A 26337-nucleotide genomic window follows, 5' to 3' on the forward strand; every position below is an offset into this window, starting at 1 on the left:
CGCGGCGTGCCGCCGCTGCGGGCCGCACCGCCCGTGCGCGACGGACCGCCGCTGCGCGAGGGCGGCACGGTACCGCGTGGCGCCGGCGTGGCGGCGGAGGGGCCCGGCGGACGCCGCCGCCCCCGCTGCGGCTCGGCGTAGCCGGCCCGCGACTGCTCGGGCCGGCCGGCCCGCTGCTGCTCCGGGTAGGTGGCGCGCTGTTGGTCGGGATAGGTGTCGGCGAGCCGGCCGGTCGGCCGGTCCGCTTCCGCGGCGCGCGGCGCGGGCGGCCGCAGATCGCCGAGACCCTGCGCCTCGCGCGCGGCGATCTCCTTCAGCCGCAGCGACAGCTGGAGCGTGCTCGGCCGCTCCTCCGGGTCCTTGGCCAGGCAGGCCCGTACGAGCGGGGCCAGCGCGTCGGGCACGCCGTGCAGCTGCGGCTCCTCGTGCACGACCCGGTACAGCATCACCTCGGAACTGCCGTGCCCGAAGGGCGAGTCGCCCGTCGACGCGTACGCCAGCGTGGCCCCCAGCGAGAACACGTCGGTGGCCGGGGTGACGGTGGCGCCGCGCACCTGCTCGGGGGCGAGGAAGCCGGGGGAGCCGACCGCGGTGCCCACGTGCGTGAGCGTGGAGGCGCCGGTCGCCCAGGCGATGCCGAAGTCGATGATCCGCGGCCCCTTCGGGGACAGCAGGATGTTGGACGGCTTCAGGTCCCGGTGCACCACCCCGGCCTCGTGCACGGCGACCAGTCCCTCGGACAGCGCGGCCCCGATCGCCGCCGCCTCCGCCGCGCCCAGCGCGCCCTCGTCGGCCACCTTGTCGTGCAGGGAGGGCCCGGGCACGTACTGCGTGGCGAACCACGGCCGGTCCGCCTCCAGGTCCGCCGCCACCAGCCGCGCCGTGCACCCGCCGCGGATCCGGCGGGCCGCCGACACCTCGCGCGCGAACCGCGAACGGAACTCCTGGTCCTCCGCGAGGTCCGGCCGGATGACCTTCAGCGCCACCCGCTGGCCCTTGCGGTCGGAGCCGAGGTAGACCACGCCCATCCCGCCCGCGCCGAGCCGTCGGTGAAGCCTGAACGAGCCGACGACACGCGGGTCCTCGCGCCTCAGGCGCATCATCGCCATGTTCATCCCCGCTGCCCGGTCCCTGTGACGAGCCACAGCTTACGTTTCCGGGGCCGTTCCCGCGCATAGGCCGCGCCCTCTCGACCCGACCGATTGTCATTGCCGTACGGGCCACTTGAGGGACGGTCAGCACACCGGCGGCCCCCTGCGCGGGGCCGGGCGGCGAGCGCCAACCACTGCCCGTGTCAAGGGGGTTGGCACGCTCCGGGGCGGCGGCGGAAGAAGGGCGGCGGACCCGCGGCGACCGGCGCGCGGCCACGGCCCGGCGGTGGGCGGGCCGGACCTGCCGGGGCGGACGCCGGTCCGCCCGGACTTGACGCGAGTGAGCGAAGTCACGGGCGGAAACGGCGGAAGACGGGACACTTCGGATGTCCCTACGGCGACCCCTCCGGGAAGACCCCGAGGCCCGGCGCGATGTCTCCACCCAGGGGAGTACACCTCGGGCCACGGCTCATCCTCCCGGAGGCCCGGCAAGGGGTACGAGGGCATGACGCCCGCCCGTCACCGCCCGCCTAGATTTGAGGTCAAGCGGCGGGTGCAGCACTCGTCCCCCGAGGTCGGTCGCCCGCCGCTGCAGACGAGGACAGCACCACAACGGAACCACAACGGAACCACACAAAAACGGTCAGGAGAGGGACCATGGCCCACACGGCACCGCGGACACTGCTTCGCGGACGGGTACGCGGCACGCGCCCGCGCCGTACGGGACGCCGCCACCCCTTGGTGGCGACGCTGATGGCCCTTCCCCTGGCGGCCCTGCTCCTGCTCGTCTTCGACGGCTGGGAGACGGTGGCCACACAGGCGTCGTCCGTGGGAGTGATGCTGGGGCGCTGAGCGGCGACCCCAGGCCCGGAAGAGCGGTCCGGGCAGGGACATCCACCCATGAAACCCCGTGGGGACGGGGGTGCGGCGGACGGCAGAATGCCGGCGCAGCTGGGGAGCTGCGCCGGCATTGTCTTTTCCCGGCCCCCTCTTCCCTTCCCCGCCCCCGCGCACCCGCGCGATCACCTCCCCGTACACCCGCCTTCGTGCGCGCCCCCACGATCACTTTCCCGCGCACCCGCCGTTCCGCGCGCCCGCGCGTTCACCTTCCCGGCCACCCGTCCACCCGCACGCCCGCGGGCTCCGGCGCACCCACGCCCCCACGCGGCCGCCCAGCCCTCGTAAGCTCGCGGTCGCCGCCGTACCCGAGGGAGCCCCGTGACCGCCGACGCCCTGTTGCCCGCGCTGACCGCACAGGCCGTCCGGGCCGCCCACCACCGCGCCACGGGCGGCTGCCCCTGCGAGGCGGCCGTCCTCGCCGTCCGCCCCGACGCCACGGTCGTCCGGCACGCCGGCGCGGTCGCCAAGGCGCACGCCCCCGGCACCGACCCCGGCCCCCTCGCCCTGCGCCTCACCACGGCCGCCCGGCTGCCCGAGATCCTGCTGCCCCCGCTCACCGCGGAACCCGCCCCGCTCCACGACCGCCTCGTCACCCTCTGGCCCTATGGCGCCCCCGTGGACCCCGACGACCCCGACGCCGCCCCCTGGGAGGCCGCCGCGACGCTCCTGGCCCTGCTGCACCGCAGCCCCGCGCCCGCGGGCCTGCCGCCGATGCGCGGCCCCGCCAAGGCCGCGCAGGCCATGGCCCGGCTCCATGCCGCCGCACCCGACCACCCCGGCGCGCGCGCCGTCGCGCGCGCCTGGGCCACGCTCCCCGGCTGGGCCCGCGCCGAAGCGCCCATGCCGGGCCCCGGCAGCCTCTGCCACGGCGACCTCCACCTCGGCCAGCTGGTGCGCCACCCGGCCCCGGACGGCCCCTGGAAACTGATCGACGTCGACGACCTCGGCGTCGGCGTGCCCTCCTGGGACCTGGGCCGCCCCGCCGCCTGGTACGCCTGCGGGCTGCTCCCGCCCACGGCGTGGACGCGGTTCCTCGCCGCCTACCGGGCGGCGGGCGGACCGGCCGTCTCGCCGGCCGGCGACCCATGGGAGGCCCTGGACACCGCGGCCCGCGCGCTGACCGTGCAGACCGCGGCGCTGGCCGTCGCCAAGGCGACCGAGGCGGGCCGCCCGGTGGACGAGGTCGAGCAGGCCGTGGTGGACGCCTGCGACCGAATGAGCCGCCTCCCGCCGCGGTTGGCGGACGACACGCCGAAGTAGGGTGCAACCGACCGCAGGCCGGACGGAGTCTGTCACCGCGGTACCCGAAGCAGAACCCACCGGCGAGGAGTTGAGCCGAGCATGCAGTGTCCGAAGTGCCATGCGCCGATGCACACCTACAACCGCAACGGCGTCCAGATCGAGCAGTGCAGCGGCTGCCGCGGCATCTTCCTCGACTACGGCGAGCTGGAGGCGCTGACCCGCCTGGAGTCCCAGTGGTCCCAGCCCGCGCCGCCGCCGCCCGCCCCGCAGGCCTACCCCGCTCCGCCCGCCCCGGCCTGGGGCGCGCCGCACGGCGGCCACGGCGGCCACTACGGGCACGGTCACCACCACAAGAAGAGCTTCGGCCGCATGCTGTTCTCCAGCTGACGCACGACGAAGCCCCCGGCCGTACGAGACGGCCGGGGGCTTGCGCGGTGTGTGGACGATACTGGGATTGAACCAGTGACCTCTTCCGTGTCAGGGAAGCGCTCTCCCGCTGAGCTAATCGTCCTCGGGACCATGATCGCGCGGAGACGATCACGGGCACTGCGTGCGCGATACTGGGATTGAACCAGTGACCTCTTCCGTGTCAGGGAAGCGCTCTCCCGCTGAGCTAATCGCGCGGGGGGAAGCCTTGAGGCTTCAGTGGACGATACTGGGATTGAACCAGTGACCTCTTCCGTGTCAGGGAAGCGCTCTCCCGCTGAGCTAATCGTCCTTGGAGGTGGAGACGGGATTTGAACCCGTGTAGACGGCTTTGCAGGCCGTTGCCTCGCCTCTCGGCCACTCCACCAGGAGTGCTGGGGACCGGGAGTCCCCTTCTTCCTACGAGCGGACGACGAGGCTCGAACTCGCGACCTCAACCTTGGCAAGGTTGCGCTCTACCAACTGAGCTACGTCCGCCTGTCGGTTCGGTCCGCTTGCGCGTCCCGGCGACGTGTTGAACTCTAGCGGATTCCCGGGCCAGTACAAAAACGCGTTTGCGCAGCGTGCTGCGGTGCGTCCCGCCGGCCACCCGGTCGCACCCGCGGCCGGACCCGCGGCCCCCGCCCCCGACCGGGCTCCCGGCGGGTAACTCACAGGCCATCGGGACGACACGCGCCATAGACTCGACGGCGTGTTGGACCTGCCCGCCCTCGCCCGCTTCGGCGAACGTCTGGCCACCGGCCTGACCGACGTCACCAGCGACCCCGAGGCCCTCGACTCCAGCGGCTTCTGGGCCGTCGCCGCCGACTACGAGGGCCGCCTGACCTGCGCCCGCTTCCGGGACGTACGGGAGCGGCCGGTGCCCGCCCCCGCGCCCGGCCGGTGGCGCGGCCCGGCGCCCGGCGACTGGACGTCCTCCCTCGACCGCGCCGGATACACGGCGGCCGTACGGCGCGTCCGCGAGCACATCGCGGCCGGCGAGGTCTACCAGGTGAACCTCTGCCGGGTGCTCAGCGCGCCCGTCGCGCCCGACGCCGACGTGGACGCCCTCACCGCCGTGCTCGCCCGCGGCAACCCGGCCCCCTACGCCGGAACGATCCGCCTGCCCGGGCACGGCGTGGAGATCGCCACCGCCTCCCCCGAACTCTTCCTGCGCCGCGCCGGCCGCGCCGTCGAGTCCGGACCGATCAAGGGCACCGCCCGCACCGAGGCCGAACTCCTGGCCAAGGACCACGCCGAGAACGTGATGATCGTGGACCTGGTCCGCAACGACCTCGGGCGGATCTGCGTCACCGGCAGCGTCACCGTCCCCGACCTGTGCGCCGTCGAGAAGCACCCCGGCCTGGTCCACCTCGTCTCCACCGTCCGCGGCGAACTGCTCCCCGGCGCCGGCTGGCCCGAGCTGCTGACCGCCGCCTTCCCGGCCGGCTCCATCACCGGCGCCCCCAAGTCGAGCGCCCTGCGGATCATCGACGCCCTGGAGACCGCGCCCCGCGGCCCCTACTGCGGCGGCGTCGGCTGGGTCGACGCCGACCGCGGCACGGGCGAGCTGGCCGTCGGGATACGCACCTTCTGGATCGACCGGAGCCCCGGCGGCGCGGCCGTCCTGCGGTTCGGCGCCGGCGCCGGCATCACCTGGGACTCCGACCCGGAGGGGGAGTGGCGGGAGACCGAACTGAAGGCCGCCCGGCTGCTCGCGGTAGCGTCGGGGACGTACGCGGAGACCGGACAGTGACGTCGACGCACCGACGTGTGAGGTAGGCAAGCAGTGAGGATCTGGCTCGACGGCGGGCTGCGGGACATCGAGTCCGCGCGCGTCTCCGTCCTCGACCACGGACTGACCGTGGGCGACGGCGTCTTCGAGACGGTCAAGGCGGTCGACGGGAAGCCGTTCGCGCTCACCCGTCACCTGGACCGGCTGACCCGCTCGGCACGCGGCCTCGGCCTGCCCGACCCCGACCACGACGAGGTCCGCCGCGCCTGTGCCGCCGTGATCGAGGCCAACCCGATGCCGCTCGGCCGGCTGCGCGTCACGTACACCGGAGGCCAGGGCCCGCTCGGCTCCGACCGCGGCGAACAGGGCGCCACCCTGGTGGTCGCCCTCGGCGAGACCACCCGCCGCCCCGACTCCACCGCCGTCGTCACGGTCCCCTGGACCCGCAACGAACGCGGCGCGCTCACCGGCCTGAAGACCACCTCGTACGCCGAGAACGTCGTCGCCCTGGCCCATGCCCACCGCCACGGCGCCTCCGAGGCCCTGTTCGGCAACACGGTCGGCCGGCTCTGCGAGGGCACCGGGTCCAACGTCTTCGTCGTCCTCGACGGCGAGATCCACACCCCGCCGCTCGCCTCCGGCTGCCTCGCCGGCGTGACCCGCGCGCTCGCCGCCGAGTGGACGGGCGCGACGGAGACCGACCTGCCGCTGGACGTGCTCGACCGCGCCGAGGAGGTCTTCCTCACCTCCACCCTGCGCGATGTCCAGGCCGTCCACCGCCTCGACGACCGCGAACTGCCGGGCGCCGCGGGCCCGGTGACCGCCAAGGCCATGCGGATCTTCGCGGAGCGCGCGGGCGACGACCTCGACCCGTGAGCCCCGGCCGGGTGGCCCCGGTCATGGAAACCGCGCTCTTTTTCGGCTGACCGACGGCCCGGCAGGGGGTAGAACTCCTTGGATGACCACGACCCTGCGGCCCGTTGAGCCGCTCCAGCAGAACGACGACGGAACCCGTTCACGCCATTACCAGGTGTGCGTGAACAGCCGTCCCGTCGGCGCGGTGCACCTCGCGACCCACCCCTTCTTCGGCCCGGCCACCGCCCGCTTCCTCGACCTGCGCGTCGACGAGCCGGACCGGGGCCGGGGCCGGGGCGCGGTCGCCGCGCTGGCCGCCGAGGAGGTGGTGCGCGGCTGGGGGTGCGAGCGGATCGAGGCCATCGTGCCCGCCGACGCCGAGGCCGCCCTGCGGCTCGTCACCGCGCTCGGCTACGTCCAGCGCAATCGCGGCCTGGAGAAACGCCTCGGCGTGGTCCCGCCCGAACTGCCCGCGGGCAGCCGGGGCCGCGAGCTGACGCGGGACGAGTACGAGACGTGGCGCGCACAGGGCGGGGCGGCCTACGTCCGGATCTGGACCGACCGCGGCGTGCCCGCGGACCGGGCCCGGGCCAAGATGGAGGACGACCACGCCCGGCTGCTGCCCGAGGGCCCGGCCACCCCCGGCATGCACATCAGCCTCCTGGAGCACGAGGGCGTCCCGGTCGGCACCGTGTGGGTGGCGATCGAGGAGAACCGCGCCTTCGTCTACGACGTCGTGGCCGACGAGCGCTTCCGCGGCCGGGGCCACGGCCGCTCGCTGATGCTCCTGGCCGAGCGGCACGCGGTGGCCGCCGGGAAAGGCGCGATCGGTCTGAACGTCTTCGCCGGCAACACCCCCGCCGAACGCCTCTACGCGTCCCTCGGCTACGAGCCGACGGTGTACGCCATGCTCAAGGAACTGATCTAGACCGGGCCGGCGAACCGCCGGGTCGCCGCTGCCGCCGAGGCCGGGAGGAGGGCGTGCCGCGGACGCCGTGCCGGATCAGACGTCCTGGCCGGCCTCGGCCAGCAGCCGGTCCACGATCTCCTCGACGCGCTCGCGCAGCCCCTCCTGGCTCTTGCCGCCGTCCAGGCGCTCACCGCCGACGACGTACGTCGGGGTGCCGGTCACACCGATCGCCTTGCCCTCGGCCTGATCGGCGTCGACGATCAGGATGTGCCGGCCGTCGATGAGCGCCGTGTCGAACTCCTCGGCGTCCAGGCCCAGTTCGCGGGCGGCGTCGACCAGGAACGATTCGCCGCGCCGGTCCAGCTCCTCGACCCGGCCGAGCACCTCCTCCACGTACGGCCACAGCCGGCCCTGCTCGGCGGCCTCCTCGGCGGCCTGCGCGGCGGCGAAGGAGTGCTTGTGCTTCTCCAGCGGGAAGTGCCGCAGCCGCAGCTCCAGCCGGTCGCCGTAGCGGGCGCGCAGGGCGCGCAGGTCGTCCAGGGCGGTGCGGCAGTCCGGGCACTGCAGTTCGCACCAGACGTCGAGAACCGGGACGGCTGGCGCGGAGGAGGAGTCGCTCATGCGCCCAGTCTCCCAGGCCCGCCGCACAGGACCCAATCCGGAGCGGCCGCGGACGCCGGCCGGACGGCCCGGGGCGCCGGCCGGGTGCGGGCCGGCCCCGGCCGGGCCGCCTCCCGGACCGGCCCGGCGACCGGCACCTGCGAAGGAGGCGACCCGGAGATGTCCCTGATGTCCGCCGGGAGCGTGGCCCCGGGGGAGGGGAGCGGTGCAGGATGGAAGGGACGAACTGCCCGACCGGTGAGCCATGCCCAGGAGGACCGGATGATTGCCGAGACCGTCTGCTCCGCCGTCTCCGCGGCCGGCCTCGGCATCGCCGCGGTCACGGCCTACCGCAAGCGCTTCCTCGCGGCGGCGCGCATCGCCGCCTACGCCCTCGTCCCGGTCGGCCTGGTGCTGACCGGCGTCGTCGGCTGGCTCGCCGACACGGCCTTCAGCCCCACCGCCTGGGCCGGTTTCGTCCTGCTCGGCTGCGCCTGGGCGCTCTTCGCGACGACCCGCGCGGTGGAGCGCCGCCGCGGCGGCACCCGCAAGGAGCGCCGGGCGGCGGCTCGCGCCGCGGGAGGCGACGCGGTGGCCCCGGCGGCGTCGACGCCGTCCCTGGGCGCGGCCGCAGGCCCGGCCGCCCGGCCCGCCGCCGCCCGGCCGCAGGGCAAGCCCCGGAGCGAGGACGACTTCAGCGACATCGAGGCCATCCTCAAGAAGCACGGCATATGAAGCACGGCACAGGACGGCCGGCCCGGCCGACGGGCGGGCCGGGCCGGAGTCCCGGGCGCCCCGGGGACGACCTGCGGGTGTCCGCCTGGTGAGCCGGGGGCGTCCAAGGGGTGCCCCGGAAACGATCAGTACCCGGGCCGATCCGAAGCGAAGATCACGAGAATCGGCGAACTCCCGGACATTTCGTGCGTCTTGATCGCGTGGGCGGCGCACTCTGCGTCATCATCGCCGCGAGATGGTGGATACGACACAGAGCGAGGCCGCGCCGTCGAAGGACGAGCCGCGCGGTTGCCTCTTCGCCCTATCCCAGCCGCCGCTGATGATCTTCCTTGCGGTGATCGGGATGCTGCTGCTCATGGCTGCGCTGCACGACCTGCTGCTGCTGTGAGCCGTAACCGTGGCTCCTCGGCGTCACCCGCCGGGGACCACGACACCACCGGGGCGCCATCCGCCCGGCGACGCCGGCCCGCCCGGTACGGCGCCGGCCGTCAGCCCGTGGCCTCCTTGCGTCGCGCGCGGTACGCGGCCACATGCAGCCGGTTGCCGCAGGTCCGGCTGTCGCAGTAGCGCCGCGACCGGTTGCGGGACAGGTCGACGAAGGCGCGCCGGCAGTCCGGGGCCTCACAGCGCCGCAGCCGCTCCTGCTCCCCGGCCACCACGAAGAAGGCGAGCGCCATCCCGCAGTCCGCGGCGAGGTGATCGGCCACCGAGGCGCCGGGGGCGAAGTAGTGGACGTGCCAGTCGTAGCCGTCGTGATCGGTCAGACGCGGTGTGGTGCCCGCCGCGGCCACCAGTTCGTTGATCATGTGGGCGGCCGCGCGCGGGTCGGGGGCCGCGAAGATCCCGGCGAACCGGCCGCGGATGCGGCGCACCGCCGAGAGGTCGAACTCCGAGAGCACGCCGATGTCGCTCACGTCGTGGCCGCGCACGAAGTCCGCGAGGGCTGTGACGTCCGCCAGCCCGTCCGGCGCCGCGTCGTCCTCCGGCGCGGTGTTCACCAGATCGACCACGGTGTCCAGCGCGCACCGGGTGTCGTGGGTGATCAGCACGTTTCGCTCCCTGCCTGGGGATCGGGCACACGCCCGTCGATGCTGGCCGATGGTAGTGGCTCGGCCGGTCACCCGGGCAGGGCGGCGGCGCACGCGTCGGCCGCGGCGGACGCACGGGTGCGCCGGCCGCCCCCGAGGCGGCCGGCGGTCACCGTGCGTCACCGCGACCGGTGGCGGTGCACGGGCGCACCGGCACCGGCTCCCCGCGGGGAACCGGCACCGGTGCTTCCCTATGCGGTTGTCGTGGCCCGGGCCGTCTCCCCGAGTGGACGGCGACGGGCGGCTCGAAGGGGCTCGCCGGGCCTCCCGCTAACTTTCCGCGAGGATGTGCGAGAGCTCCTGGTCGAGATCGAAGTGCCGGTGCTCCGTGCCGGGGGGCACGGCGGCGTCGGTTCGCTTCAGGAAGGACTCCAGGGCCCGCGCCGGGGCCTCGAGCAGCGCCTCCCCCTCCGGGGAGCTGAGGGCGATGCACACGACGCCCTGACCATGACTGCGCGACGGCCAGACACGGACGTCGCCGGTTCCCGTGGGACGGTGAAGCCCCTCGGCCAGGAGGTCGCGGGCGAACACCCACTCGACGGTTTCCTCGGCTCCGGTGTGGAAGGTGGCGTGCACGGCGTAGGGGTCGGCCGTGTCGTACCGCAGGCCTGCGGGGACAGGCAGGGATGACTCGCTCGACACAACGAGGCGCAGGTGCAGCTCGCAGCTGACCGTGGTGTTCATAAGCGCCAGGGCCTTTCGCTCAGTGTGCGCTCGGGGATTCGCACGTCGGCGAAATCGACATGCCACCTACGGTGCCGTTGTAAACCCCTCTGCGTGTTTTGCCTGGCTTTACGTAACTCTTCCGGCCGAGAACCGGTTCGGGTGGTACGACCATTCCGGTGACCGGTTTCTCTCCGGTAGGGTTTCGACGTATGAATACGGGGAGTGACCGGCCGGGCGAGGTTGCGGCGGCGTCGGACGGAGCGACGATGGAGGGACCCGGGAAAGAGGCGGACGACGGGCGCGACCGGCGGGGTCTGGGCTCGCGGGCGCCGGAGTTCGTCCGGTCCCGGCGGGCGCTGCACCTGAGCTGGCAGGTCGGCGTCTTCGTCGTCGGTCTCGCGGTGGTCGCCGCCGGCGTGGTCATGCTGCCGCTGCCCGGACCGGGCTGGGTGGTGATCTTCGGCGGCATGGCGATCTGGGCGACCGAGTTCGTATGGGCGCAGCTCGTCCTGCGCTGGACCAAGCGCAAGGTCACCGAGGCGGCCCAGAAGGCCCTCGACCCCAAGGTGCGCCGGCGCAACATCATCCTGACCGTGACCGGACTGGTGATCGTCGCGGTGCTGGTCGGGATCTACGTGTGGAAGTTCGGCCTCGTCCTGCCCTGGAGCATCCGCCACCAGTGATCGGCCCCCGGCGCGCCCGTCCGGACCGGCCCCGGGCCCGCGTGCGCGACCGTGGTCCCGAGCACCGGCTGACATGCGGTAATGTTCTTCCTGTGCCCGGGCGATTAGCTCAGTGGGAGAGCGCTTCGTTCACACCGAAGAGGTCACTGGTTCGAACCCAGTATCGCCCACCCGGACACGACGGCCCGTTCGCGATCACGCGGACGGGCCGTCGTCGTGTCCGCTCGCCGGAGGCGAAGGCGACCCGCCGCGCCGGATGGTGACGAACCGTCACCCACGACCCCCTTGCTGGACCGCGCCCCGTGGATCAATCAGACCATTGCGCCTTTCGAGAAGAATCGCCCGCACATCAAACAGATCAAGAGGAAGGCCGACTTTAAGACGTATCGGTCTTTCCGGTGGAAGTCCCGGAGTGGCATCCGGAAACAAGCGCCGGAAGCATTTCCCGAAAGGCCGTCACATTCCTCGCCCGGCACACTGGAGCGTCATGGACCCGAGCCACTACCGCTTCCGCAGCCGATGGCCCCTGAGCGCCCCGCCCGCCGCCGTGTACGACGCGCTCGACCGGGTCGAGGACTACCCGCGCTGGTGGCGGCAGGTCCGCGCGGTGCGGCGCACCGGCGCGGACACCGCCGCCCTGCGCGTGCGCGCCGTGCTGCCGTACGACCTGTGCTTCACCGTCCGCGAGACGCGCCGGGACCCGGCCGCCGGGGTCCTGGAGGCGGCGCTCGCCGGCGACCTGGAGGGCTGGGCCCGCTGGACGCTCACCCCGCACGGCGCCGGCACCCTCGTCCGCTACGACCAGGTCGTCGACGTGACCGCACCCCTGCTCAGGCGTCTCGCCGTGCCGGGCCGCCCGGTCTTCCGGCTCAACCACCGGCTGATGATGCGCTCCGGGCGGCGCGGACTGGCCGCCCGCCTCCGGACGGTTTGAAGGAAGGGCGCCGGGACCTGTATGGTTCAGTGCGTTCCCGGGCGATTAGCTCAGCGGGAGAGCGCTTCGTTCACACCGAAGAGGTCACTGGTTCGATCCCAGTATCGCCCACCATCGCGAGAGCGACGTGTGTCCGCCGGCCGTGCGGACCGCGTCGCTCTCGTCGTGTCGGACCCGGCGCGCGGGCTCAGGCCGCCGCCGGAAGCTCCGGCCGCAGCGGCCAGGACGGGTCCACCGTCTCCTCGGCGCCGCTGCGCGCGAACCACGCCTGCAACCCTCGGGCCTGCGCCGCGTGCCAGCCCGTCTGCAACGCGTGCAACTCGGCCGGCGACAGCCGCTCCAGCCGGGTGGAGAAACGCCGGCCGAGCGCGCGGACGACCTCCAGCGCGGCCAGCGCGTCCGCCGCCGCGTCGTGCGCGTCCGCCAGCACCACCTCGTAGTGCGCGCACAGATCGGTCAGCGTGCGCCGGCCCTTGCGGTACCGGTCCAGATGCTTGTCCATGACCCGCGGGTCCAGCACCCTGAGCGGCGTCGCCTCGAACCAGCGCTTCAGCGACGAGGCCCGGTGCCGCCGCAACTCCCGGTCCAGCAGCGTCAGATCGAACGGCGCGTTCATCACCACCAGCGGCCGGCCCCGCGCCGCCTGCTCCGCCAGCTGCTCGGCTATCTCGTACATCACCGGGGCCGGCCAGCGCCCGGTGCGCTGCAACCGCTCCTCCGTCAGCCCGTGCACCGCCGTCGCCTCCACCGGCACCGGCACCCCCGGGTTCACCAGCCAGCGGGAGACCCGCGGCCGCGTACCCGGGGCGTCCTGGACGACGACGGCGGCCGACACGATGCGGTCGGTCTCGACGTCGACGCCCGTGGTCTCGGTGTCGAAGGCGGCCAGCGGCCCCTCGTACCAGCAGCACGTCATGTCGACCACAACTCCTCGCTCACCTCGGGCGGCTGACGCACCGTCTTCCGCCCGTTCGGTGATACCCGCCCCGTTTGCGCCGTACGCCGGAAGGAGACAACAGGAGTACGGGTCTTTGCAGTTCACGGACCCGCTCCGGGGGATTCCCCCACTCACCCTTTCAACTCTTCCGGCTGGGAAGGCTGTTGGCCATGGCGATAGCGCGGCCCGAGCGGGGCGGGCTGCCGCCCGAGCACCCGGGCGCCCCGCGCGGCACACTCGCCACCACCGCCTGCATGGAGACCCTGCAGGTGGGCTATCTGCACGCGGTCGCCGCCGCGGCCGGCTGCTCGCTGTCCCAGCCCTTCCCGGACAACGGCATCGACTGGCACGTCAGCCACAGCGCCCCCGGACACACCGTCGACGACGAGGTGACCGTCAAGGTGCAGCTGAAGTGCACGTACCAGCTGCCGCCCCACCCGCCGGGCCGGTCCTTCGCCTTCACCCTGGACAACGCCCACCTGGCGAAACTCGCCCGCACCCCGGTCTCGGTGCACAAGATCCTCGTCGTGATGATCGTGCCCCGCTCCCCGGACCAGTGGCTGCGGGCCGGGCACGACCGGCTCGACCTCAGGCACTGCTGCTACTGGATCAACCTCGCCGGCCACCCGATCACCGGCCGGACCCGCACCACCGTGCGGATACCGACCGCGCGCATCTTCGACGACCGGGCCCTGTGCGAGATCATGACGCGGGTCGGGACGGGAGGCAGACCATGACCCACCGCCCGCACGGCGACCCCGCCCACCGCCCTCCGGGCGACCCCACGCACCGCCCGCTCGGCGAGCCGCCGCGCCCGGCCCGGCCGCACCCCGTCGACCCGCCCTGGGGCCACGCGCCCCGGCCCGCCGACGTCGACCCCGCCGTCCTCGGCGCGCTGCTGCGCCGGCACGGCTGGCAGCGGCGCGGCGGCGCCGCCGGACGCTACGGCCGCTGGTCGCCCCCCGGCCCCGGCGGCGACCGCACCAGCCTGCTGGTGCCCGAGAGCCGGGCCTTCCCCGACAGCGACGACCTGCTCGGCGACGCCCTCGACGCCCTCGCCCGCAGCCGCACCGCCGCCGCCCGCGACGTGCTGGTCGCCCTCACCGTCCCCAGCGACGAGATCCACTGGTGGCGCGACGTGCCCGGCGGTCCGGCCGGCGCCGGCGCCGCGCCCTGGACCGTCCAGGAACGGCTGCGCTCGGCCGCCCGGCAGACGCTGCTGGCCGCCGCCCTGGCCACCCGCGCCCGGGCCGGTTACCACGGCGCACGGCACCGGCGCTCGGCCGGCGCCGCCCTCGAACACGTCCTCGTCGGCTCCGCCACCGACGGCTGCGACCTGACCGCCTTCGTCCCCGTCGCCCCCGGCCGCCCACTCGCGGTCCGCCTCCACCAGTCCCTCTACGCCGTGCGCGAGGCCGTCGACTACCGGCGGGCCACCGGATCGCTGGACGCCTTCGACGGCGCCGTGCGGGCCGGCGCCAGCCGGGAGCTCACCGAGGCCCTGGTCGCCCTGGTGCGCGGCACCGAGGGCGCCAGGATCGCCGTCGAGTGGGCGCCGGCCGCCGGCGTTCCCGCCGACTGCGCGGCCGGGGCGGTGGAGTTCTCGCCCGGCGACCTGCCGGTGCTGCGCGAGGCGGGCGCCCGCTATCTGCGCGCCGAGCCGTCCGTGCCCGCGCGGATCACCGGCGCCGTGGTCCGCATGCGCCGACCGCAGCCGCACGGCGAGGGCACGGTGCGGCTGCGGGTGATCTCCGGCGCCGAGGTGCCCTACATCAGGGTCGCCCTGGACGAGGAGGACTACCGGACCGCCGGCCACGCCCACCTCGTCGGCCTGCCGGTGCGGGTGCTCGGCCGGCTGGAGAGCCGCGGCGGCTTCCGCCGGCTCACCGGAGCCTGTGAGGTCGCACCCGTCCCGGTGGACGACGAGGAACGCGACCGGCTGATGAAGTGGCTGCGGGAGGACCCGGGCGGCCCGGACTTCTTCGGCGGGACGTACCCGCCCGAGGACTGCGGGTAACCGTTTCGCGATCGGCGGGCCCGGGTCGGTACGATTCCCGTCATGCGCGCGCTCACGGTATGGCGCCGCACCCCGCCTTCAGTCAGGAGAAACCGGTGTCAGACGTCCGTGTGATCATCCAACGCGATTCCGAGCGGGAAGAGCGCACGGTGACGACGGGCACCACGGCCGCCGACCTCTTCGCCGGCGAGCGCTCCGTCATCGCCGCCCGCGTCGGCGGCGAGCTGAAGGACCTGGCCTACGAGCTGAAGGACGGCGAGAGCGTCGAGGGCGTGGAGATCTCCTCCCCGGACGGCCTCGACATCCTGCGCCACTCCACCGCGCACGTCATGGCGCAGGCCGTGCAGGAGATCTTCCCCGAGGCCAAGCTGGGCATCGGCCCGCCGGTCCGGGACGGCTTCTACTACGACTTCGACGTCGAGAAGCCGTTCACGCCCGAGGATCTCAAGGCCATCGAGAAGAAGATGCAGGAGATCCAGAAGCGCGGCCAGAAGTTCTCCCGCCGCGTCGTCGGCGACGACGAGGCCCGCGCCGAGCTGGCCGACGAGCCGTACAAGCTGGAGCTGATCGGCCTCAAGGGCGCCGCCTCGCACGACGACGGCGCGGACGTCGAGGTCGGCGCCGGCGAGCTGACGATCTACGACAACCTGGACGCCAAGACCGGCGAGCTGTGCTGGAAGGACCTCTGCCGCGGTCCGCACCTGCCCTCCACCCGCCTCATCCCGGCGTTCAAGCTGATGCGCAACGCCGCCGCCTACTGGCGCGGCAGCGAGAAGAACCCGATGCTCCAGCGCATCTACGGCACCGCCTGGCCGTCCAAGGACGAGCTGAAGCAGCACCTGGACTTCCTCGCCGAGGCCGAGAAGCGCGACCACCGCAAGCTGGGCAACGAGCTGGACCTGTTCTCGATCTCCGACCAGATCGGCTCCGGCCTCGCCGTCTTCCACCCCAAGGGCGGCACCATCCGCCGGGTCATGGAGGACTACTCGCGCCGCCGCCACGAGGAGGAGGGCTACGAGTTCGTCTACACCCCGCACGCGACGAAGGGGAAGCTCTTCGAGACCTCGGGCCACCTGGACTGGTACGCCGACGGCATGTACCCGCCCATGCAGCTCGACGAGGGCGTGGACTACTACCTCAAGCCCATGAACTGCCCGATGCACAACCTGATCTTCGACGCGCGCGGCCGCTCGTACCGCGAACTGCCGCTGCGCCTGTTCGAGTTCGGAACCGTGTACCGGTACGAGAAGTCGGGCGTCGTGCACGGCCTGACCCGCTCGCGCGGCTTCACCCAGGACGACGCGCACATCTACTGCACCCGTGAGCAGATGGCCGAGGAGCTCGACAAGACGCTCACCTTCGTGCTGAACCTGCTGCGCGACTACGGTCTGACCGACTTCTACCTGGAGCTGTCCACCAAGGACCCGGAGAAGTTCGTCGGCTCCGACGAGGTGTGGGAGGAGGCCACCGAGACCCTGCGCCAGGTCGGCGAGAAGCAGGGCCTGGAGCTGGTCCCGGACCCGGGCGGCGCCGCCTTCTACGGCCCGAAGATCTCCGTCCAGGTCAAGGACGCCATCGGCCGCACCTGGCAGATGTCGACGGTCCAGCTCGACTTCAACCTGCCCGAGCGGTTCAACCTGGAGTACACGGCCGCCGACGGCACCAAGCAGCGGCCGGTCATGATCCACCGCGCGCTGTTCGGCTCCATCGAGCGGTTCTTCGCGGTGCTGCTGGAGCACTACGCGGGCGCGTTCCCGGCGTGGCTGGCGCCGGTGCAGGCGATCGGCATCCCGATCGGCGACGCGCACGTGGAGTACCTGGAGAAGTTCACGGCGGCGGCCCGCAGGAAGGGGCTGCGCGTCGAGGTCGACTCCTCCTCGGACCGGATGCAGAAGAAGATCCGCAACGCCCAGAAGCAGAAGGTGCCGTTCATGGTCATCGCGGGCGACGAGGACATGGCGAACAACGCCGTCTCCTTCCGCTACCGCGACGGCTCCCAGGAGAACGGCATCCCGTTCGACGAGGCCATCGCGAAGATCGCGAAGGTCGTCGAGGAGCGCACGCAGGTCTGAGCGGCCGGCACGACGGCGACGGATGGCCCCCGGTGATCACCTCTCATCGGGGGCCTTGCCCTGCGCCCCGGCCCGAAGCCATATGCTGACTGGCATGACGAGTGAGCCGGAGCAGCAGATCGGAGTGGGGACGCAGGACGCGTTCCAGCGCCTGTGGACGCCCCACCGGATGGCGTACATCCTGGGCGAGAACAAGCCGACCGGACCGGGGTCCGGCGACGGCTGCCCGTTCTGCTCCATCCCGGCCAAGTCCGACGAGGACGGCCTGGTCGTACGGCGCGGCGAGCACGTGTACGCGGTGCTCAACCTCTACCCGTACAACGGCGGCCACCTGATGACCGTCCCCTACCGGCACGTCGCCGACTACACGGACCTCACCGCGGCGGAGACCGCCGAACTGGGGGAGCTGACCAAGCAGGCCATGCGGGCCCTGCGCGCCGCCTCCGGGGCGCACGGCTTCAACATCGGCATGAACCAGGGCTCCGTCGCCGGCGCCGGCATCGCCGCGCACCTGCACCAGCACATCGTGCCCCGCTGGGGCGGGGACACGAACTTCATGCCGGTGGTCGGCCACACCCGGGTGCTGCCCCAACTGCTGGCCGACACCCGCAAGATGCTGGCCGAGGCCTGGCCCGCGTAGCCGCCGCCGCTACGCGTCGTACAGGTCGGCCTTCCGGGGCGACGCGTCCTGGACGGCGCCGCTGAGCACCGACGAACGGCTGCCGAACTTCTCCACGTTCACGCCGTTGTCCCGGAGCGTCTTGAGCGCCGCCGCGTGCACCACGCGCAGCACCGGGGTGGCGGCGCGCAGCGCGTCGTCGGCCATGAAGCGGTGCCGCCAGGGCTGGTCGGCCCAGGCGTGCCGCAGACCGAACGGCTCGGGCAGGGCGAGGCTGCCGCCGAGCCAGTTCAGCAGCGGCGGGTACCAGGTCAGGGGGGCGCGGGCGGCGAGCCGTACGACCTCGTCGGGGTCGATCAGCGGGAGCTTGACCTTGCGGGTCTCCCAGAACCGGAACGCCTTCTGCACCTCCTTCTCCTTGGTCGCGGGCTTCTCGTTGAACAGCGGGTGGACCGGGCCCAGGGCGTGGCCGGTGACCTCGATGCGCAGCGTCTCGTGCAGCACGGTCACGGTGATCATCATGGTGATCACCAGGTGGCCGTCCCACAGGGTCCACTGGACGCCGAGGTAGTGCCGGTCGCCGCTGCCGAACTGCTGCTTGTTGCAGATGTCCTGGACGGCGTGGGTGCGGACGGTGTACGCGTCCACGTCGGAGCCGCTGGGCCGGGAGACCTCCTTGGCCTTCTCGCCGACGGGGGTGACGACCCAGTGGGTGATGGTCGGCTTGGTGAAGCCGCCGGTGTTGATGGGGGTGCGCTCCAGCATGCCGAGGCCGCCCTGGATGGCGGTGATCACGTCCCAGCTGCGGAACGGATGGAACTCCTTGCCCGGTTCGGCCGAGACCAGCTCCTCGGCGAGCTGCCAGCTGCCCCACCGGGTGCCCATGCCGAGGATGCCCTTGGGGCCGGCGTAGAAGACGGAGTTGGAGCGCTGCTCGGCGCCGAGGCGGGCCAGTTCCTTGCGGACCTGCTCGGCCGCGTCGCCGGGGCTGCCGGGCACCGCCTCGGGGATCTTGGCGCCGATGCCGCCGCCGGACAGCAGGCTGGACCAGCGGTCCCTGAGGTCGTTCGCGGTGCGTTCGCAGATCCGCTTGGCCCAGAACCAGCCGACGACCGGCATGACGATCGCGGCGCGCGCGTACCAGGACCAGAAGCCGTGGAAGGGCAGCTTGAACAGGCACAGCAGGGCGAGCGCGCCCATGGCGAGCAGCAGCGCGGTGCCCATGGCGCCGGCGCGCTTGTCCTCCCGGCGGCTCACGTTGACCCGCAGCGTGAACACCAGCAGCCAGAGCACGAATCCGGGCAGGAACAGGATCCCGCACAGCACGGTCACGGCGCTGAGCCAGTTGTCGCGTTCGCGGCGGATGCGGTGGGCCGCGAGGCTGTGCTCCACCACCACCTGGGGTTCGATGCCGAAGGACTGGATGAGCGGTTTGCGTCCGGCGCCCAGCGTGCGGTCGATGACCGCGCGGGAGAACGCCTCGCCGAACCTGGGGCGGAAGATCTTCGCCCAGGAGCGGGGAAGCGTGACGGTGGACTGGTGCCACTCGTTGTCCGCGTCCTTGATCTTGATCAGCTCGTCGTCCCGGTAGGCCGCCGCGGCCAGCGCGTAGGTCGCCGCCGTCTGCCCCGCCGAGCCGGACAGGGGCACCTGCGCCCCTGGACTGAAATCGAATCCGTCCGTCACTGCCGCCCCCACTGCCGCCGCGTCTGCTTCTGCGGCCTTCCCGACTTCCCTGCCCCGCACACCTGTTGATCAGGTCATCAGCGTATCCGCCCCGGTGCGCGCGCGGAGGTGGACGGCCGAAGCCGTCCACCTTTTCGGAGCGAAGCGTTCCGCGCCCCGGTCCGTCCGCCCGGTTGTGCGCCGGGCGCGCCGACTAGGGGGCCTCGCGCTCCTGTTGCCGGATCCGCTCGGCGACCTGCGGCGGCATCGGCTCGTGCCGGGCGTAGCGCCGGTCGAAGCGGGCGGTGCCGTGCGACAGGGACCGCAGGTCGACGGCGTACCGGCCGAGCTCGATCTCGGGCACCTCGGCCCGCACCAGGGTGCGCCCGCCGCCGGCCTGCTCGGTGCCGAGCACCCGGCCGCGCCGCCCGGACAGGTCGCTCATCACGGCGCCCACGTAGTCGTCGGAGAGCAGGACGCTGACCTCGGCCACCGGTTCGAGCAGATGGATCCTCGCGTCGGCCGCGGCCTCCCGCAGCGCGAGCGCGCCGGCCGTCTGGAACGCGGCGTCCGAGGAGTCCACCGAGTGCGCCTTGCCGTCCAGCAGGGTGACCCGCACGTCGATCAGCGGGTGTCCGGCGGCCACGCCCTTGGCGGCCTGGGCCCGGACGCCCTTCTCCACCGAGGGGATGAACTGCCGGGGTACGGCGCCGCCGACCACCTTGTCGACGAACTCGATGCCGGAGCCGCCCGGCAGCGGTTCCACCTCGATCTCGCAGATGGCGTACTGGCCGTGCCCGCCGGACTGCTTGACGTGCCGGCCGCGTCCGGCGGACCGGCCCGCGAAGGTCTCGCGCAGGGCGACGCGGTGCGCGACGACGTCGACCTGGACGCCGTAACGGCCGCGCAGCCGTTCCAGGGCGACGTCGGCGTGCGCCTCGCCCAGGCACCACAGGACGACCTGGTGGGTGTCCTGGTTCTGTTCCAGGCGCATCGTCGGGTCCTCGGCGACCAGCCGGGCCAGGCCCTGGGACAGTTTGTCCTCGTCGGCCTTGCTGTGGGCGCGGATGGCGACCGGCAGGAGCGGGTCGGGCATCCGCCAGGGCGCCATCAGCAGCGGATCGTCCTTGGCGGACAGGGTGTCGCCGGTCTCGGCGCGGGTCAGCTTGGCCACCGAGACCAGGTCGCCGGCGACGGCGTGCGTCACCGGACGCTGCTGCTTGCCGAAGGGGGTGGACAGCGCGCCGACGCGCTCGTCGGCCTCGTGCAGGGTCCGGTCCTCGGGGCCGCGGTCGGCGAGCCCGTGACCGGAGACGTGCACCGTGTCGTCGGGGCGCAGGGTGCCGGAGAAGACGCGGACCAGGGAGACACGGCCGACGTAGGGGTCGGAGGAGGTCTTGACGACCTCGGCGACCAGCGGCCCGTCGGGGTCGCAGGGCTCCAGCTCGCGGGTCCGGCCGTCGAGCGTCGTGACGGCGGGCGTCTGCCGCTCGGGCGGGGTCGGGAAGCCGCGTACGACCAGGTCGAGCAGTTCGACGGTGCCGATGCCCTGCTTCGCGCCCTCGGCGGCCGGGGCTGCGGCCAGCACCGGGAAGAAGGAGCCGCGTGCGACGGCCCGCTCCAGGTCCTTGACGAGGGTGTCGAGGTCGACCTGCTCGCCGGCGAGGTAGCGGTCCATGAGGGTCTCGTCCTCGCTCTCGGCGATGATCCCCTCGATCAGCCGGTTGCGGGCCTCCTCCATCCCGGGCAGCTGGCCGGCGGCCGGCTCGGACTCCTCGCGCGCGCCGGTCGAGTAGTCGAACACCTTGCGGGTCAGCAGCCCCACCAGGCCGGTGACGGCGGCGTGCCCGTCGGAGCCCTCGGGAGCGCGCAGCGGCAGGTACAGCGGCAGCACGGCGTCCGGGTCGTCGGCGCCGAACGCCTCGGCGCACATCCGGGTCATCTCCTCGAAGTCGGCGCGCGCCGACTCCAGGTGCGTGACCACCAGGGCGCGGGGCATGCCGACGGCCGCGCACTCCTCCCACACCATGCGGGTCGAGCCGTCCACGCCGTCGGCGGCCGAGACGACGAACAGGGCCGCGTCCGCCGCCCTGAGGCCGGCCCGCAGCTCCCCGACGAAGTCCGCGTAGCCGGGCGTGTCCAGCAGGTTGATCTTGACGCCCTCCCATTCGACGGGCACCAGGGAGAGCTGCACCGAGCGCTGCTGGCGGTGCTCGATGGCGTCGTAGTCGGAGACGCAGCCGCCGTCCTCGACGCGGCCCGCCCGGTTCACCGCCCCCGCCGTCAGCGCGAGGGCCTCCACGAGGGTCGTCTTGCCCGATCCGGAGTGGCCGACCAGCACCACATTCCGTAGGGACGCGGGCCGGTCGGCCGCCACTGCTCTGCCGGCGGCCCCGGGGTGTGTGTGCGCCTTGTCGCCCATGGTCCTGCCTCCCGTTGACGGTGAGGTCACTGTGGGCGCGGACACGCGGCACCGCGTGCACTGGCGGCTCCTGCGACGCCCGCGGTCCTTCGAGCTTTCCACTCCTGTCATCCCGCGTCCATACGAACGGCCCCGAAGACCCAGGCCGCGTTCACCGCCGGGCGCCCCGCGAACGGGCGGGCTCCGGTGCCCGGGCGTCACACGTCCGCGCGCGTGGCTACGATGGGCCAGCCGGGGCCACCAGGGGCCGTCCGGCCACACCGACCGTCGGGAAGGCCATGCTGAACAAGTACGCGCGTGCATTCTTCACGCGTGTCCTCACACCGTTCGCCACGTTTCTCATCCGCCGGGGCGTGAGTCCCGACACGGTCACGCTCCTCGGCACCGCCGGAGTGGTCGCGGGCGCGCTGGTCTTCTACCCCCGGGGCGAGTTCTTCTGGGGCACGGTCGTGATCACGCTCTTCGTCTTCTCCGACCTCGTCGACGGCAACATGGCCCGCCAGCTCGGCCGCTCCAGCCGCTGGGGCGCCTTCCTCGACTCCACCCTGGACCGGGTGGCCGACGGCGCGATCTTCGGCGGCTTCGCCCTGTGGTACGCCGGGCGCGGCGACGACAACGTGCTGTGCGCCGTGTCGATCTTCTGCCTGGCCAGCGGGCAGGTGGTGTCGTACACCAAGGCGCGCGGCGAGTCGATCGGCCTGCCGGTCGCCGTCAACGGGCTGGTCGAGCGCGCCGAGCGGCTGGTGATCTCGCTGGTCGCGGCCGGTTTCGCGGGCCTGCACAAGTTCGGGGTGCCCGGCATCCAGTACCTGCTGCCGATCGCCCTGTGGGTGGTCGCCGCCGGCAGCCTCGTCACGCTGGTGCAGCGCGTGGTCACGGTCCGCCGCGAGTCCGCGGAGGCCGAGGCGGAGGCCGCCCGGCAGGAGAGCCAGGGGAGCGGAGCGGCGAAGTGAAGGCCCAGGAGCGCCTGACCGACGCCCTCTACGGCCTCGGCTGGAGCACCGTGAAGAAGCTCCCCGAGCCGGCCGCCGTACGGCTCGGCCGCACCGTCGCCGACCTCGCCTGGAAACGGCGCGGCAAGGGCGTGGAGCGTCTGGAGGGCAACTACGCGCGGGTGCGGCCGGACGCCGGCCCCGAGGAACTGGCCGAGCTGTCCCGCGCGGGCATGCGGTCCTATCTGCGCTACTGGATGGAGTCCTTCCGGCTGCCGGCCTGGAGCCCCGAGCGGATCCGCTCCGGCTTCGCCCCCAAGGACGTCCACCACCTCACCGACGGTCTGGCCTCCGGCCGGGGCGTCGTCCTCGCCCTGCCCCACCTGGCCAACTGGGACCTGGCGGGCGCCTGGGTCACCACCGAGCTGGACACGCCGTTCACGACGGTCGCCGAGCGGCTCAAGCCCGAGACGCTCTACGACCGGTTCGTCGCCTACCGCGAGGGCCTGGGCATGGAGGTGCTGCCGCACAGCGGCGGCTCCGCCTTCGGCACGCTGGCCCGGCGGCTGCGCGACGGCGGCCTGGTCTGCCTGGTCGCCGACCGCGACCTGTCCGCCTCCGGCGTGGCGGTGGACTTCTTCGGAGCGACCGCGCGGATGCCGGCCGGACCCGCGCTGCTCGCCCAGCAGACCGGCGCGCTGCTGCTGCCCGTCACCCTCTGGTACGACGACTCGCCCGTCATGCGGGGCCGTGTCCATCCCCCGATCGAGGTACCGGAGGCGGGGACCCGGACCGAGCGGACAGCCGTGATGACGCAGGCGCTGGCCGACGCCTTCGGCACCGGGATCGCCGAGCACCCCGAGGACTGGCACATGCTCCAGCGGCTGTGGCTCGCCGACCTCGACCCGGCGAAGGGACCCGCGTGAGAATCGGGATCGTCTGCCCGTACTCCTGGGACGTGCCCGGCGGCGTGCAGTTCCACATCCGCGACCTCGCCGCGTACTTCATCCGCCTCGGCCACGAGGTGTCCGTCCTCGCCCCCGCCGACGACGACACCCCGCTGCCGCCCTACGTCGTCTCGGCCGGCCGCGCGGTGCCGGTGCCGTACAACGGCTCGGTGGCCCGGCTGAACTTCGGCTTCCTGTCGGCCGCGCGGGTACGGCGCTGGCTGCACGACGGCCGCTTCGACGTCATCCACATCCACGAGCCGACCTCGCCGTCGCTGGGCCTGCTCACCTGCTGGGCGGCGCAGGGGCCGATCGTCGCCACCTTCCACACCTCCAACCCGCGCTCACGCGCCATGGTCGCCGCGTACGCCATCCTCCAGGCGGCGCTGGAGAAGATCAGCGCCCGGATCGCGGTGAGCGAGTACGCCCGGCGCACCCTCGTCGAACACCTGGGCGGCGACGCGGTGGTCATTCCCAACGGCGTCGACGTGGACTTCTTCGCCCGGGCCGCACCGCGGCCCGAGTGGCAGGGCGAGACGATCGGCTTCATCGGGCGCATCGACGAGCCCCGCAAGGGCCTGCCGGTGCTGATGCGGGCGCTGCCGCGGATCCTCGCCGCCCGCCCCGGCGCCCGGCTGCTGGTGGCCGGCCGCGGCGACGAGGAGGAGGCCGTGGCGAGCCTGCCGGCCGAGCTGCGCCCGCGGGTGGAGTTCCTGGGCATGGTCAGCGACGAGGACAAGGCACGGTTCCTGCGCAGCGTCGACCTGTACGTCGCGCCCAACACCGGCGGGGAGAGCTTCGGCATCATCCTGGTCGAGGCCATGTCCGCCGGCGCCCCGGTGCTCGCCTCCGACCTGGACGCCTTCGCCCAGGTGCTCGACCAGGGCAAGGCGGGCGAGCTGTTCGCCAACGAGGACGCGGACACGCTCGCCGAGGCGGCGCTGCGGCTCCTGGCCGACCCGGACCGCCGCGCCGAACTGCGCGAACGCGGCAGCGCCCACGTCCGCCGCTTCGACTGGTCGACCGTCGGCGCGGACATCCTGTCGGTCTACGAGACGGTCACGGCCGGAGCGGCGGCGGTGGCCGCCGACGACCGCGCGACGGGCCTGCGCGCCCGCCTGGGCCTGGCCCGCGACTGAGCGGCACGGCCCCCCGGGCGGGCGGCGGCTCGGTGGGACCGGGGGGATCTCGGGACGCCGCGCCCCGCTGAGCCCCGGGTACGCCGCCTGCGGCCTGCGGCCTCGGGGCGGTGTCTTGTTGAGGTCGCCTGCCGAGGGGTGCCGTCGGCCGGGCCGGTAGCCTTGCCGCCCGTGATCGCAACGTTCGTCTGGATCCTCGTCGCCCTCGTCGCCGTCGGGCTGTACCTGAGCTGGACGGCGGGCCGGCTGGACCGGCTGCACGCCCGGATCGACGCCGCCCGCGCCGCGCTCGACGCGCAACTGCTGCGCCGCGCCTCCGTGGCCCAGGAGCTGGCCACCTCCGGAGTCCTCGACCCGGCCGCCTCGATCGTGCTGTACGAGGCCGCGCACGCCGCCCGGCAGTCCGAGGAGGACCAGCGCGAGGTCGCCGAGAGCGAGCTGAGCCAGGCGCTCAGGGCGGTGTTCGCCGAGGCGGACCAGGTCGAGGCGGTCCGCGAGGCGCCCGGGGGAGAGGCGGCGGCGCGCGAGCTGACCGAGGCCGTGCGCAGGGTGCCGATGGCCCGCCGCTTCCACAACGACGCCGTGGGCGCGGCCCGCAGACTGCGCGAACACCGCAAGGTGCGCTGGTTCCGGCTGGCCGGCCACGCCCCCTTCCCGCTGGCCTTCGAGATGGACGACGAGCCGCCGGCCGCGCTTGTGGACCGCGCGGCGTAACGGGCAAAAGGATCCACCGGCTCGGCATTGGCCCTTGCCGTGGACTGGTCCACTCGCGTTTCCTCACTGATGCACCAACCCCCTCTTTTCCCCCCGAGTGAGGTCACCCGTGTCCACCACGCTTTCCGACTCCGCCCAGACCCCCGAGACCGGCACCGCGCGGGTGAAGCGCGGCATGGCCGAGCAGCTCAAGGGCGGCGTGATCATGGACGTCGTCACGCCGGAGCAGGCGAAGATCGCCGAGGACGCGGGCGCCGTCGCGGTCATGGCCCTGGAGCGGGTCCCGGCGGACATCCGCAAGGACGGCGGCGTGGCCCGCATGTCCGACCCGGACATGATCGAGGGCATCATCGAGGCCGTCTCGATCCCGGTCATGGCCAAGTCCCGCATCGGCCACTTCGTCGAGGCCCAGGTCCTCCAGTCCCTCGGCGTCGACTACATCGACGAGTCCGAGGTCCTCACCCCGGCCGACGAGGTCAACCACTCCGACAAGTGGGCCTTCACCACCCCCTTCGTGTGCGGCGCCACCAACCTCGGCGAGGCCCTGCGCCGCATCGCCGAGGGCGCGGCCATGATCCGCTCCAAGGGCGAGGCCGGCACCGGCAACGTCGTCGAGGCCGTCCGTCACCTGCGCCAGATCAAGAACGAGATCGCCAAGCTGCGCGGCTTCGACAACAACGAGCTCTATGCCGCCGCCAAGGAGCTGCGCGCCCCCTACGAGCTGGTCCGCGAGGTCGCCGAACTGGGCAAGCTCCCGGTGGTGCTGTTCTCCGCCGGCGGTGTCGCCACCCCCGCCGACGCCGCGCTGATGCGCCAGCTCGGCGCCGAGGGCGTCTTCGTCGGCTCCGGCATCTTCAAGTCCGGCGACCCGGCCAAGCGCGCCGCCGCCATCGTGAAGGCGACCACCTTCTACGACGACCCGAAGATCATCGCGGACGCGTCCCGCAACCTCGGCGAGGCCATGGTCGGCATCAACTGCGACACCCTGCCCGAGACCGAGCGCTACGCCAACCGCGGCTGGTAACCACT

Annotated in this window: 26 protein-coding genes and 7 tRNA genes; 21 read left to right on the forward strand and 12 right to left on the reverse strand. The window is 73.2% G+C overall.

Annotated elements, in window-relative coordinates; translation table 11 throughout:
* The coding region (locus ABEB07_RS06280; RefSeq protein WP_345667385.1) for a serine/threonine-protein kinase at positions 1–1115 on the reverse strand (1115 nt) is incomplete at its 3' end.
* Positions 1116–1748: 633 nt separating this feature from the next.
* Between ABEB07_RS06280 and ABEB07_RS06285 the strand changes: the two genes are divergently transcribed.
* The 3 genes from ABEB07_RS06285 (at position 1749) to ABEB07_RS06295 (ending at position 3620) form a co-directional block, all read left to right on the forward strand.
* On the forward strand, positions 1749–1943 hold the full coding sequence (locus ABEB07_RS06285) for a hypothetical protein (RefSeq protein WP_164584476.1): 195 nt from the start codon (positions 1749–1751) through the stop codon (positions 1941–1943).
* A 366-nt stretch (positions 1944–2309) separates the two neighbouring features.
* The gene (locus ABEB07_RS06290) at positions 2310–3251 is read left to right on the forward strand and encodes a phosphotransferase family protein (RefSeq protein ID WP_345667386.1); all 942 of its coding nucleotides are present in this window, start codon (positions 2310–2312) and stop codon (positions 3249–3251) included.
* An 81-nt stretch (positions 3252–3332) separates the two neighbouring features.
* Positions 3333–3620 carry a TFIIB-type zinc ribbon-containing protein gene (locus ABEB07_RS06295; protein WP_345667388.1) on the forward strand — a complete coding sequence of 96 codons (288 nt, stop codon included), beginning with the start codon at positions 3333–3335 and terminating at the stop codon, positions 3618–3620.
* 52 nt (positions 3621–3672) lie between these two features.
* Here the strand turns inward: ABEB07_RS06295 and ABEB07_RS06300 are convergent.
* The 5 genes from ABEB07_RS06300 to ABEB07_RS06320 form a co-directional block, all read right to left on the reverse strand.
* Positions 3673–3744, reverse strand: a tRNA-Val gene (locus ABEB07_RS06300).
* A 40-nt stretch (positions 3745–3784) separates the two neighbouring features.
* Positions 3785–3856 (reverse strand) — tRNA-Val (locus ABEB07_RS06305).
* Positions 3857–3879: 23 nt separating this feature from the next.
* Positions 3880–3951, reverse strand: a tRNA-Val gene (locus ABEB07_RS06310).
* Position 3952: 1 nt separating this feature from the next.
* Positions 3953–4026: transfer RNA gene (locus ABEB07_RS06315), tRNA-Cys, on the reverse strand.
* Between the two features lie 37 nt (positions 4027–4063).
* Positions 4064–4136 (reverse strand) — tRNA-Gly (locus ABEB07_RS06320).
* Positions 4137–4350: 214 nt separating this feature from the next.
* On the opposite strand from ABEB07_RS06320, the gene ABEB07_RS06325 reads away from it, so the two are divergent.
* The 3 genes from ABEB07_RS06325 to ABEB07_RS06335 all read left to right on the forward strand — a co-directional run bounded on the left by ABEB07_RS06325 (position 4351) and on the right by ABEB07_RS06335 (position 7156).
* The gene (locus ABEB07_RS06325) at positions 4351–5394 is read left to right on the forward strand and encodes a chorismate-binding protein (RefSeq protein WP_345667389.1); all 1044 of its coding nucleotides are present in this window, start codon (positions 4351–4353) and stop codon (positions 5392–5394) included.
* A gap of 33 nt (positions 5395–5427) precedes the next feature.
* Positions 5428–6249, forward strand: a complete 822-nt coding sequence (locus tag ABEB07_RS06330; RefSeq protein ID WP_345667390.1) for an aminotransferase class IV — start codon at positions 5428–5430, stop codon at positions 6247–6249.
* A gap of 82 nt (positions 6250–6331) precedes the next feature.
* Positions 6332–7156, forward strand: coding sequence for a GNAT family N-acetyltransferase (locus tag ABEB07_RS06335; protein ID WP_345667391.1), 825 nt, complete (start codon positions 6332–6334; stop codon positions 7154–7156).
* A gap of 75 nt (positions 7157–7231) precedes the next feature.
* Here ABEB07_RS06335 and ABEB07_RS06340 read toward each other — a convergent pair whose 3' ends face one another.
* The gene (locus tag ABEB07_RS06340; RefSeq protein ID WP_203632950.1) at positions 7232–7759 is read right to left on the reverse strand and encodes a DsbA family protein; all 528 of its coding nucleotides are present in this window, start codon (positions 7757–7759) and stop codon (positions 7232–7234) included.
* 261 nt (positions 7760–8020) lie between these two features.
* On the opposite strand from ABEB07_RS06340, the gene ABEB07_RS06345 reads away from it, so the two are divergent.
* Positions 8021–8473 (forward strand): hypothetical protein, encoded by a 453-nt coding sequence (locus ABEB07_RS06345; RefSeq protein ID WP_345667392.1) that lies wholly within the window; start codon positions 8021–8023, stop codon positions 8471–8473.
* A 235-nt stretch (positions 8474–8708) separates the two neighbouring features.
* A complete protein-coding gene (locus ABEB07_RS06350) occupies positions 8709–8861 on the forward strand; it encodes a hypothetical protein (RefSeq protein WP_176148262.1) in 153 nt (50 codons plus the stop codon).
* Between the two features lie 100 nt (positions 8862–8961).
* Here the strand turns inward: ABEB07_RS06350 and ABEB07_RS06355 are convergent, their stop codons facing one another.
* Together ABEB07_RS06355 and ABEB07_RS06360 are read right to left on the reverse strand one after the other, a co-directional pair.
* Entirely contained in the window at positions 8962–9522 is a 561-nt protein-coding gene (locus ABEB07_RS06355) for a CGNR zinc finger domain-containing protein (protein ID WP_164583540.1), read from the reverse strand.
* A 309-nt stretch (positions 9523–9831) separates the two neighbouring features.
* Positions 9832–10245, reverse strand: a complete 414-nt coding sequence (locus tag ABEB07_RS06360) for an SsgA family sporulation/cell division regulator (protein WP_004002642.1) — start codon at positions 10243–10245, stop codon at positions 9832–9834.
* A 191-nt stretch (positions 10246–10436) separates the two neighbouring features.
* Here ABEB07_RS06360 and ABEB07_RS06365 point away from each other — a divergent pair, with 191 nt between their 5' ends.
* The 4 genes from ABEB07_RS06365 (at position 10437) to ABEB07_RS06380 (ending at position 11958) form a co-directional block, all read left to right on the forward strand.
* The gene (locus ABEB07_RS06365; protein ID WP_345667394.1) at positions 10437–10910 is read left to right on the forward strand and encodes a TIGR02611 family protein; all 474 of its coding nucleotides are present in this window, start codon (positions 10437–10439) and stop codon (positions 10908–10910) included.
* A 98-nt stretch (positions 10911–11008) separates the two neighbouring features.
* Positions 11009–11080 (forward strand) — tRNA-Val (locus ABEB07_RS06370).
* Positions 11081–11397: 317 nt separating this feature from the next.
* The gene (locus ABEB07_RS06375; protein WP_345667395.1) at positions 11398–11844 is read left to right on the forward strand and encodes an SRPBCC family protein; all 447 of its coding nucleotides are present in this window, start codon (positions 11398–11400) and stop codon (positions 11842–11844) included.
* A gap of 39 nt (positions 11845–11883) precedes the next feature.
* Positions 11884–11958, forward strand: a tRNA-Val gene (locus ABEB07_RS06380).
* 73 nt (positions 11959–12031) lie between these two features.
* Here ABEB07_RS06380 and ABEB07_RS06385 read toward each other — a convergent pair.
* A complete protein-coding gene (locus ABEB07_RS06385; protein WP_345667454.1) occupies positions 12032–12760 on the reverse strand; it encodes a 3'-5' exonuclease in 729 nt (242 codons plus the stop codon).
* 191 nt (positions 12761–12951) lie between these two features.
* On the opposite strand from ABEB07_RS06385, the gene ABEB07_RS06390 reads away from it, so the two are divergent.
* The 4 genes from ABEB07_RS06390 to ABEB07_RS06405 all read left to right on the forward strand — a co-directional run bounded on the left by ABEB07_RS06390 (position 12952) and on the right by ABEB07_RS06405 (position 17510).
* Entirely contained in the window at positions 12952–13518 is a 567-nt protein-coding gene (locus ABEB07_RS06390; RefSeq protein ID WP_164583536.1) for a DUF4365 domain-containing protein, read from the forward strand.
* Positions 13515–14798 carry a hypothetical protein gene (locus ABEB07_RS06395; protein WP_345667396.1) on the forward strand — a complete coding sequence of 428 codons (1284 nt, stop codon included), beginning with the start codon at positions 13515–13517 and terminating at the stop codon, positions 14796–14798. The genes ABEB07_RS06390 and ABEB07_RS06395 overlap by 4 nt, the downstream gene beginning before the upstream one ends.
* A 95-nt stretch (positions 14799–14893) precedes the next feature.
* Positions 14894–16870: a threonine--tRNA ligase gene (gene thrS, locus ABEB07_RS06400; protein ID WP_176148258.1), complete on the forward strand. Its 1977-nt coding sequence runs from the start codon at positions 14894–14896 to the stop codon at positions 16868–16870.
* Between the two features lie 82 nt (positions 16871–16952).
* A complete protein-coding gene (locus ABEB07_RS06405; RefSeq protein WP_345667397.1) occupies positions 16953–17510 on the forward strand; it encodes an HIT family protein in 558 nt (185 codons plus the stop codon).
* A gap of 9 nt (positions 17511–17519) precedes the next feature.
* Here ABEB07_RS06405 and ABEB07_RS06410 read toward each other — a convergent pair whose 3' ends face one another.
* Positions 17520–19175 carry a hypothetical protein gene (locus ABEB07_RS06410; RefSeq protein WP_176148257.1) on the reverse strand — a complete coding sequence of 552 codons (1656 nt, stop codon included), beginning with the start codon at positions 19173–19175 and terminating at the stop codon, positions 17520–17522.
* A 193-nt stretch (positions 19176–19368) separates the two neighbouring features.
* The gene (locus tag ABEB07_RS06415; protein WP_345667398.1) at positions 19369–21576 is read right to left on the reverse strand and encodes an elongation factor G-like protein EF-G2; all 2208 of its coding nucleotides are present in this window, start codon (positions 21574–21576) and stop codon (positions 19369–19371) included.
* Between the two features lie 278 nt (positions 21577–21854).
* On the opposite strand from ABEB07_RS06415, the gene pgsA reads away from it, so the two are divergent.
* From pgsA to pdxS, 5 genes are all read left to right on the forward strand, one after another.
* Positions 21855–22529 carry a phosphatidylinositol phosphate synthase gene (gene pgsA, locus ABEB07_RS06420; RefSeq protein ID WP_176148255.1) on the forward strand — a complete coding sequence of 225 codons (675 nt, stop codon included), beginning with the start codon at positions 21855–21857 and terminating at the stop codon, positions 22527–22529.
* Positions 22526–23434, forward strand: coding sequence for a phosphatidylinositol mannoside acyltransferase (locus tag ABEB07_RS06425; protein WP_345667399.1), 909 nt, complete (start codon positions 22526–22528; stop codon positions 23432–23434). The genes pgsA and ABEB07_RS06425 overlap by 4 nt, the downstream gene beginning before the upstream one ends.
* Positions 23431–24594, forward strand: coding sequence for a glycosyltransferase family 4 protein (locus tag ABEB07_RS06430; RefSeq protein WP_345667400.1), 1164 nt, complete (start codon positions 23431–23433; stop codon positions 24592–24594). The genes ABEB07_RS06425 and ABEB07_RS06430 overlap by 4 nt, the downstream gene beginning before the upstream one ends.
* 171 nt (positions 24595–24765) lie before the next feature.
* Positions 24766–25308, forward strand: a complete 543-nt coding sequence (locus ABEB07_RS06435; protein WP_345667401.1) for a LemA family protein — start codon at positions 24766–24768, stop codon at positions 25306–25308.
* Positions 25309–25483: 175 nt separating this feature from the next.
* Positions 25484–26332 (forward strand): pyridoxal 5'-phosphate synthase lyase subunit PdxS, encoded by an 849-nt coding sequence (gene pdxS / locus ABEB07_RS06440; RefSeq protein ID WP_234311763.1) that lies wholly within the window; start codon positions 25484–25486, stop codon positions 26330–26332.
* Positions 26333–26337: the final 5 nt, after the last annotated feature.

The sequence above is a fragment of the Streptomyces similanensis genome, assembly GCF_039543625.1.
Classification (GTDB): domain Bacteria; phylum Actinomycetota; class Actinomycetes; order Streptomycetales; family Streptomycetaceae; genus Streptomyces; species Streptomyces similanensis.